This is a genomic window from Yoonia sp. (genome assembly GCF_014859355.1).
Taxonomy (GTDB): domain Bacteria; phylum Pseudomonadota; class Alphaproteobacteria; order Rhodobacterales; family Rhodobacteraceae; genus Yoonia.
Genome location: NZ_JACUUJ010000064.1, coordinates 1 through 8,913 on the forward strand (window position 1 = coordinate 1; position 8,913 = coordinate 8,913).

7 protein-coding genes and 1 tRNA gene are annotated in these 8,913 nt (G+C 58.4%); 5 read left to right on the forward strand and 3 right to left on the reverse strand.

Annotated elements, in window-relative coordinates; genetic code table 11:
- Positions 1-37: 37 nt before the first annotated feature.
- The 3 genes from IBX59_RS14325 to IBX59_RS14335 all read right to left on the reverse strand — a co-directional run bounded on the left by IBX59_RS14325 (position 38) and on the right by IBX59_RS14335 (position 2,986).
- A tRNA-Gly gene (locus tag IBX59_RS14325) sits at positions 38-111 on the reverse strand.
- A gap of 61 nt (positions 112-172) precedes the next feature.
- Positions 173-2,203 carry an ASKHA domain-containing protein gene (locus tag IBX59_RS14330; protein ID WP_296376762.1) on the reverse strand — a complete coding sequence of 677 codons (2,031 nt, stop codon included), beginning with the start codon at positions 2,201-2,203 and terminating at the stop codon, positions 173-175.
- A gap of 93 nt (positions 2,204-2,296) precedes the next feature.
- On the reverse strand, positions 2,297-2,986 hold the full coding sequence (locus tag IBX59_RS14335; RefSeq protein WP_296376764.1) for a hypothetical protein: 690 nt from the start codon (positions 2,984-2,986) through the stop codon (positions 2,297-2,299).
- A 121-nt stretch (positions 2,987-3,107) separates the two neighbouring features.
- Here IBX59_RS14335 and guaB point away from each other — a divergent pair, with 121 nt between their 5' ends.
- The 5 genes from guaB (at position 3,108) to IBX59_RS14360 (ending at position 8,883) form a co-directional block, all read left to right on the forward strand.
- The gene (guaB, locus tag IBX59_RS14340; protein WP_296376777.1) at positions 3,108-4,556 is read left to right on the forward strand and encodes an IMP dehydrogenase; all 1,449 of its coding nucleotides are present in this window, start codon (positions 3,108-3,110) and stop codon (positions 4,554-4,556) included.
- Positions 4,557-4,932: 376 nt separating this feature from the next.
- Entirely contained in the window at positions 4,933-5,817 is an 885-nt protein-coding gene (locus tag IBX59_RS14345; RefSeq protein ID WP_296376766.1) for a phosphate/phosphite/phosphonate ABC transporter substrate-binding protein, read from the forward strand.
- Positions 5,818-5,900: 83 nt separating this feature from the next.
- The gene (locus tag IBX59_RS14350; protein WP_296376768.1) at positions 5,901-6,686 is read left to right on the forward strand and encodes a phosphonate ABC transporter ATP-binding protein; all 786 of its coding nucleotides are present in this window, start codon (positions 5,901-5,903) and stop codon (positions 6,684-6,686) included.
- Positions 6,683-7,474, forward strand: a complete 792-nt coding sequence (phnE, locus tag IBX59_RS14355) for a phosphonate ABC transporter, permease protein PhnE (protein WP_296376771.1) — start codon at positions 6,683-6,685, stop codon at positions 7,472-7,474. The genes IBX59_RS14350 and phnE overlap by 4 nt, the downstream gene beginning before the upstream one ends.
- Before the next feature lie 224 nt (positions 7,475-7,698).
- Positions 7,699-8,883, forward strand: coding sequence for an RsmB/NOP family class I SAM-dependent RNA methyltransferase (locus IBX59_RS14360; protein WP_296376774.1), 1,185 nt, complete (start codon positions 7,699-7,701; stop codon positions 8,881-8,883).
- The last annotated feature ends 30 nt before the right edge of the window (positions 8,884-8,913 follow it).

The following is an 8,913-nucleotide window of genomic DNA, read 5'->3' on the forward strand; positions in this document are numbered from 1 at the left end:
CCTACGCAACTAAAAAGCATTCGATTGTCGCACATAATGGAGCGGGTAACGGGAATCGAACCCGTAACTGAAGCTTGGGAAGCTTTCGTGATACCTTTTCACCATACCCGCATCACAGGGATTGAGTTAATCGCCCCAGCTGATCCCGTCAAGCTGATATCGCAAGTCACCGTCAGGCGCGTCGGCGTCTGCGTCGCCCGCCTTCGCCGCCTTCGTTATGGTTGACATCGGGCAGGGCGACAATCGATCGCAGAATCGGAAACGGTTCCACCGCGTTGGGGATGTTGGATGCATTGACGAAATGTTCCTGAAAACGCGGTTCGATCGCGGTTTCGATCTTGTGGATCTTGTGGACCACCTGTTCGATTTCGCGCCGTGCATCGGTGTTCAGCAGGGCAATCCGCGCGCCGGTGCCCGCAGCATTGCCGGCAGATGTGACCTTGCTTAGCGGGGCGTCGGGGATCATGCCCAGCACCATCGCGTGCAACGGGCTGATATGCGCGCCAAAGGCCCCCGCCAGCACCACCCGGTCTACCTTGTCCACGCCGAATTTATCCATCAGAAGGCGCGCCCCGGAATAAAGCGCGGCCTTGGCCATCTGGATTTGCCGGATGTCGGTGTTGGTCACGGTAATCAGCGGCCCGCGGTCGGCGGTGCCGTCATACAGCAGATAGGAATTCGTCCGCCCGTCGGCAAAACAGTTGGGCGACCCGGTCTGTTCGGCAGACCCGATCAATCCCGGCCCGTCCACGATACCGGCCATGCGCATTTCAGCGATCACTTCGATGATGCCGGACCCGCAGATGCCGGTGACACCGGTTTGTGCGATCGCCGCGGCAAATCCGTCTTCGTCCGACCATAGATCAGACCCGATGACCTGAAAACGCGGCAGTTTCGTCGCCGGATCAATGCGCACATGTTCAATCGCCCCCGGTGCTGCGCGTTGGCCGCTGCTGATCTGCGCGCCCTCGAACGCGGGGCCGGTGGGGGATGAGCAGGCCAGCACCTTTTCGCGGTTGCCCAAGATGATTTCGGCGTTTGTGCCCACGTCCACAATCAGCACAAGGTCTTCGGATTTATCAGGAGCCTCGGACAGAGCGACAGCGGCGGCATCGGCGCCGACGTGGCCTGCAATGCAAGGCAGGATGTAGACGCGCGCGGCGGGATGCAGGTTCAGGTCCAGTTCGACCGCGCGCAGCGACAGCGCATCAGATGTGGAAAGCGCGAAAGGGGCCTGCCCCAATTCATAGGCGTCGATCCCCAGAAACAGATGGTGCATGACCGGGTTGCAGACAAAAACGACGTCCACGATCTGCGTGAGGTCGATTTGTGCTTCTTCGGCGATCTGGGTGAACAGCGCGTTCATACCCTGACGCACGGCGGCGGTCATTTCAGCGGCCCCGGTGGGGTTCATCATGCTATAGCTGACCCGGCTCATCAGATCTTCGCCATAGCGGATTTGCGGGTTCATGATGCCGGATGAGGCAATCACCTCGCCTGATTGCAGGTTGCACAGGTGGGCCGCGATGGTGGTTGACCCCAGATCGACGGCCAGCCCGTAAAGCGCGCCTTCGTAGAATCCCGGCCATATATGGATGATCCGCGGGCTGAACACCGCATCCCCCAGATGCACCGCGACGGTGACTTTCCAGCCGCCCTTGCGCAGCGCCTTTTGCAGAGTTTGCAGCACCGTCAGATCCGCCTCCAGATGCGGCAAATCCCAGTCGCGGCGCAGCGCTGTCACTAGCCGTTCCAGGTCGCCCGACGGGTCGTGCATATCGGGTTCGGCAACTTCGACGTAATACAGCCGGGTTGACGGGTTCATGACGATTTCGCGCGCCTCGGCACGTTTGCGCACCACCTGTTTGTGCACCTGGCTTTCGGCGGGCACGTCGATCACAACATCCTTTTGGATCGTTGCCTGACAGCCCAGCCGCCGTCCCGGTTTCAGGCCGCGTTTTTCGTTATAGCGCGCCTCGACCGCGTTCCACGGCGACAGCGCGTCGTCTGCGACGGTCAAACCGTGTTTGGCAAATTCACCATAAGACGGGGTGATCTGGCATTTCGAACAAATCCCCCGACCGCCGCACACGCTGTCGAGATCAACGCCCAACTGGCGCGCCGCCGTCAGAACCGGCGTGCCGACGGGAAAGCGCCCGCGCTTGCCTGATGGGGTAAAGATAACAAGATGTTCAGTCGTCATGATAATTGCCTGCAATTGGTTGCGTTTAACATAACCCCCCGCCGCGCAGAGGGAAGGGCAGAACGCGTCATAATGATGATGCAATACGTCCCGCTATTGCAGCACCTGCGTGCCCATCACCCAGACCGTCAGTGGCACGGGCAGAGTGGCCAGCGCGATGGTCAAAAAGGCCAGCGCAGGATGGAACAGCCGACTGAACCCTGCCGCCAACATGATGCCGCCACCCCCGCCAATGGCAATCGTGCCCGGAATGTTGATCAGCACAGCCAACATCACATAGCGATACCGCACCACGATCAGGCCAAGCCCCCTTGGTAACCGTTCCGCAAACGCGGCGAGCCTTTCATCATGGCTGCGGTCCTTGATCCGTCTGAGCAGGCGACCGACCCTGTGCAGCCCCAAATCGTTGCAAAAGCGGATCAGCCACCCCAGCGCAACATGGTGGCCGATAAAAAAAGCGAGTGACATCCCCGTGACAGTGGCAAGATAAACAAAAGGTGCCGCGCCAGCCCCTTCGACCATCAGGATCGCGATGCCGATTTCAACGCCGGGAACAAAGGGAATTGCCAGCAACAGGGCGTAGAAAAACAACACCATGAAAACCAGTCCAATGCGCGCCCGCGCGGCGACATCGCTTTCCATCAGGGCAAGCTGATCGGTCACAAATGACAGCCCCATCTTGACCAGCAGCACCACAACAAGCACGACGCCCAGCCGCAGGCCGGTATTCAGCGCGCGGCGCCACAGGGGAAGAGGCGCGGCAGGGGGGGGGTCATTGTTCATAGTTCTTGTTTCGATCAACCGCTTGAGGCCGCAAGTGCTATTTGCAGCATTTTACCCTTTCAGGCAATGAACAACCGTGCGATAGGGACGTGCCAACGATGCCACCCAAGGAGACTGGTTGATGGAGATTCGCGAGGCACTTACCTTTGACGATGTTTTACTTGTGCCGGGGGCGTCCAGCGTCTTGCCGTCTACAGCAGATACACGCACCCGCGTCACACAGACAATCACCATGAACATCCCGCTATTGTCCAGCGCGATGGATACCGTGACCGAAAGCCGTATGGCGATTGCCATGGCGCAGGCCGGTGGTATCGGTGTGATCCATAAGAACCTCAGCACCGAGGCGCAAGCGCAGGAAGTGCGCCGTGTCAAACGCTTTGTGTCAGGCACCGTTTACAATCCGGTCACCCTGCGCCCCGATCAGACGCTTGCCGATGCCAAAGCATTGATGGAGCGCTATCGTATCACCGGTTTTCCGGTTGTGGGGGAAGGCGGCAAGGTCGTGGGCATTGTCACCAACCGCGACATGCGGTTCGCACAGGACGATAACACGCCGGTTCGCTTGATGATGACATCTGACGATCTTGCGATTCTGCACGAACCTGCTGATCTGGACGAAGCGCGGTCACTGATGCAGGCCCGTCGGATTGAAAAGCTGCTGATCACAGATCAGGCGGGCAAACTGACCGGCCTTTTGACTTTGAAAGACAGCGAACAGGCCGTTTTGAACCCGATCGCCTGTAAGGATGGCTTGGGCCGGTTGCGCGTTGCTGCCGCGACAGGTGTTGGCGATGCGGGCATAGACCGCGCAGCGGCCCTGATTGATGCTGGCGTTGATCTGATCGTGATTGATACGGCCCACGGCCATTCCGAAGGCGTTGCGCGCGCGGTGGAACGGGTCAAGGCCCTGTCAAATGAAGTCCAGATCATTGCCGGTAATATCGCAACCGGCGCGGCCGCCGAGGCGCTGATTGCGGCCGGTGCAGATGCGGTCAAGGTAGGGATTGGCCCCGGTTCGATCTGCACGACGCGAATGGTCGCTGGTGTCGGCGTGCCACAATTGACGGCCATCATGGATTGCGCAAAGGCATCCGGTGATGTGCCTGTCATCGCAGATGGCGGCATCAAGTTTTCGGGTGATTTTGCAAAGGCAATCGCGGCCGGTGCATCCTGTGCCATGGTCGGGTCGATGATCGCAGGCACCGACGAAAGCCCGGGCGAGGTCATTTTGTATCAGGGCAGGTCGTTCAAATCCTACCGCGGGATGGGAAGTCTCGGGGCAATGGCCAGCGGGTCCGCTGACCGCTATTTCCAGAAAGAGGCCGCCAGCGACAAACTGGTGCCGGAAGGGATCGAAGGGCAGGTGCCTTACAAAGGTTCGGCGCATGCCGTTGTGCATCAGCTTATCGGTGGCTTGCGCGCTGCCATGGGCTATACCGGATGCGCCACGATTGATGACATGCGCAAGAATTGCACCTTTGTGAAAATAACCGGCGCGGGACTAAAGGAAAGCCATGTCCATGACGTGCAGATTACGCGAGAATCGCCTAATTACAGAATTGGCTAAGCGTCTGTTTTAAGAATATTTATATGGGTCAGAGCGATAATACGCTCCGACCCTTCATAATGCTGTCATCTGCGAAACGGGTCGGGACAAACCCGGAACTGGTCGTCCGCCAGACCTTTCTGGTTGAACCTCGTAACCGAAATCAGTGGACACCCTTTTTGACAAAAGCCGGATAACAACCCGTGGCAGTGGGGCATTTCCACATGCGACAAGCTGCGAATTTGATGCGTAATCGTCATCGCGCCAAAACCCTGATTTTCGACGTGAACATGTTGTGGCGAAGGTCAAGAACAATGTCTCTTGTTGCGATTGTCACACAGCTGACATCTGACGTTGTTACATCATGCGCGACAAGAACCGACCCAGGAGAGACAAGATGACAACGTTTAACGGGATGCGCTTTTCTGCTGTTGCAGCTTGCGTCCTTTTTGCTGCACCTGCATTTGCACAATCGGTAAGCGAAACCTGCCCAGCCCCGCTACGTATGGCCGATACAGGTATCGAAGGCATGGGCGATCTGTCCGAGGCCTTTGGTCCTTTCGCTGAAAAGTTTGAAGAAATCACCGGCGTAGAACTGGCGCTTTATTCTTTGTCCAACCGCACCGCCGCAGGCACCGCCCTGCAATTTGACGAAGTTGAATTTGTCTTCGCAGGCCCATCCGAATTCGTGCTGTTCCAGCAATTGGCTGAAATGGATGTGCTTTTTTCCGTTGTGCGCCCCAGCTATGGCTCCAGCTTTGTGGTCAAAGCCGATAGCGACATCATGACGATGGCAGACCTGAAAGGTCGCCGCGTCGCATTAAAGGATGTTGGGTCCACCTCGGGCCACATTTTTCCAATGATGATGATGGCCGAAGCCGGTCTTGACCCGATGAGCGATTCCGACATCATCATGGCAGGCGATGCGCGCATTCAGGTTTTGATCAACGGTGATGTCGATGCCATGGGCGGCGGCAACAAAGACTGGAACGCCGTACGCCGCCAGGACCCCGACACGGAATACCGCCTGATCGGTCAGACCGAAACCCTGCCCGGTGATCCGGTCGTGATGCGCGCAACCCTGCCACAAGACTGCCGCGATGCACTGCGCGCCACCTTGCAGGACAATGCAGACGAATTGTGGGCCGCCCTGACTGCGACCGAGCGGAACGCCGACAAGTTCATCGAAGACGATTCCTTCATGTCTTTTGATACTGATCCGGCGGTATATGACATTGTGCGCCGCGCCTACGAAGTCGCCGGCATCGCGCTGGACGATTAACCAACGCTACATCTGACCAAGGGCGGCCATCCAACAGGATTGGTCGCCCTTTTTACTATTGATAACAGGGAAAGGACAAGGTCATGACCCCGGCAATCCAAGCCGAACAGCTTCGCGTAAGCTATGGCAAGCTGCACGTATTGCGCGGCATTTCATTTATCATTCCGGCGGGACAAGGTGTTGTGCTGCTGGGCGCGAATGGTTGTGGCAAATCCACCTTGATGCGCAGCCTGAACGGGTTGGAAAAATTGCAATCCGGCACAATCCGTATCCATGGCGCGGCGTTGTCCGGCGCATCCCGCCGCGAATTGCGTCAGATCCGGCTGGGCATGGGGTATGTTTTCCAGCATTTCAATCTGGTGCCGCAATTGAACGCCTTTCAGAACGTGTTGTTCGGGTCGCTGGGGCGGCACAGGTTCGGACTGTTGTCTTGCCTGGGCCTGACTGCATCTGCCGCTGACCGTGAAATGGCGATGCATTGCCTGGATCGCGTTGGCATGGCAGACCGCGCACAGCATCGCCCGTCAGAATTGTCCGGCGGCCAGCAACAACGCGTCGCCATTGCGCGGATGTTGATGCAGAACCCGACAGTGGTGATCGCAGATGAACCGATCGCCAGCCTAGACCCCAAGGCAGGGCGTGAAGTGCTGGACCTGCTTTGGCGCATTGTGCGCGAGGAAAAGCTGTCGATGCTGTGCACCCTGCACCAGCTGGAACTGGCGCAGGAGTATGGCGATCGGATATTGGGCATGAAGGCTGGCCATGTCGAAATCGACGCGCCCGTTGCCGAAACTGACACTCTTCAATTGAACGCGCTTTATTCCGGGATGACCCGCGTAGACGCCCAGCCAACAGAAGCCGCAGCATGAGTGATAACAGCAAACTTCCCCCGCGTTTTCGTGCACCGTCCGCCCTGACCTGGGTGGTGGCTGTCGGCTTTGCCGCGTTTTTCATCCAAGGGATGATCGCGTCCAATATCTCGATTGAACGACTGGTCCGGGGTGCCAATAACCTTGTCCGGTTCGTCGGCCAAGCTGTGCCGCCGGATTTCACGCGCATGCCCAATATCGCCGATGCTATGCTGGAAACAATGAATATCGCGATTGTTGGCGTGACCTTTGGGTGCCTCTTTTCGGTCCCGTTGGCCATTCTGGCGGCCCGCAACACCGCGCCCAATATGGTGGTGCGCACCATCGCGCGGTTCGTCATTTCTGTCGCACGCACGATCCCTGATCTGATCTGGGCGTTGATTTTCGTCGTCACCGTCGGCCTTGGGCCGCTGGCTGGTATCCTGGCCATCATCATGGACACCATCGGCTTTGCCGCGCGGTTTTATTCCGAACGGTTCGAGGAGGTTCAGAAAGGCCCGTCCGAAGCGTTGACGGCGACCGGCGCCGGGCGCCTTTCGGTGATCTTTGGTGCCATTCTGCCTGAAAGCTTTGCCTCGATGACGGCAACATCGCTGTTCAGTGTCGAAAAGGCCATCCGGTCGGCCGTGACCTTGGGTCTTGTGGGGGCTGGCGGGATCGGCGTTGAACTGTCCACCGCCATGCGGCTATTCCGTTACGATCAGGCCGCCGCGATCATTTTGGTTATCCTTCTGGTTGTAATTGCTTTCGAGCAGTTGTCTACAAGTATCCGAAAGCGGATCATCTGACATCTGTCCACCACACGCGCGGTGGTTTTTTGGTGGCCTTCTCTTCAGTCGTTTGCACGTGTAACCTGCGTTCAGACGCGGCTGGGCTGAAACGCACCGATACAGTCGAACAGAATATTTGCAAGTTATACTAGGGAATATCCATGTATCATTCAAACGCGTGCCACCTTCATGACGTGCAGATCCTCCGGGAAAGCCCGAATTGCCGCGTGGAATAACACACGATGACCCCCGGTGCGCGGGTTGCCGCGGCGATCTTCATACTTGACGGCATCCTTGCCGGCCAGCCCGCCGAACAGGCGCTGACCGCTTGGGCGCGCGCCAGCCGCTTTGCCGGGTCCAAGGACCGTGCGGCGGTGCGCGACCATGTTTTTGACGCACTGCGCGCAAAACGCAGCCTTGCCGCGCGCGGCGGTGCGCTGACGGGGCGGGGGGTGATGATCGGGCTGGCGCTACGTGATGATCTTGGACTTGATGCGCTCTTTGATGGTGCGGGCCACGCGCCCATGCCCCTGACTGATACTGAGCGTGCGCAGATCGCAGCACCTTCCACGATGTCAGAGCCGCAAATGCATGATCTGCCCGATTGGCTGTGGCCCGCATGGTGTGACAGCCTTGGGGATCAGGCGAGGGCGGCGGCATTGGCCCAGCAAAAAAGGGCAGATGTGTTTTTGCGGGTCAACGTCATGCGCGGATCGGTTGGCGGTGCGATATCGGCATTGGCGACAGACAACATCGATACCGTGCGGCATCCAACCGTGACTGGTTGTTTGCGGGTCACGGGCAATGCCCGGCGGATAAAGCAGGCGCGGGCTTATCTGGATGGGTTGGTGGAATTGCAGGATGCGGCATCGCAATTCGCCGTTTCTGTGGTGCCTGTGCCAGCGCAAGGGCGTGTGCTGGATTACTGTGCCGGGGGCGGGGGAAAGGCGCTTGGGTTTGCAGACCAGCATGATGCGGCGGTCTTTGCGCATGATATTTCGCCAGCGCGGATGGCTGATCTGCCTGCGCGCGCGGCGCGGGCTGGCGTGGCCGTGACCATCGTAAAGCCTGATGCCTGCGCAGGGGCGGGGCCTTTTGATGTGGTTTTCTGCGATGCCCCATGCAGTGGCAGTGGCACATGGCGCCGCGCACCCGATGCCAAATGGCGATTGCGCCCGACCGATCTGGCGCAGCTCAACCAGACGCAAGAACAGGTGATCAATGCAGCCGCCCGTCTGACCGGGAAAGATGGGATGCTGGTCTATGCGACATGTTCGGTTCTGCGCGCCGAGAACAAAGACATAATAACGCGCTTTGTCTCCGGCAACCCGGAATGGCAGGTGGTTTTTTTCCACCAATTGATCCCCAATTCCGATTGTGATGGTTTTTATCTTTGCGGCCTGCGCCGTCAGGCTGACAACCTATAAGTGTTGCCTGGTGATGTTTTATCTGTATTA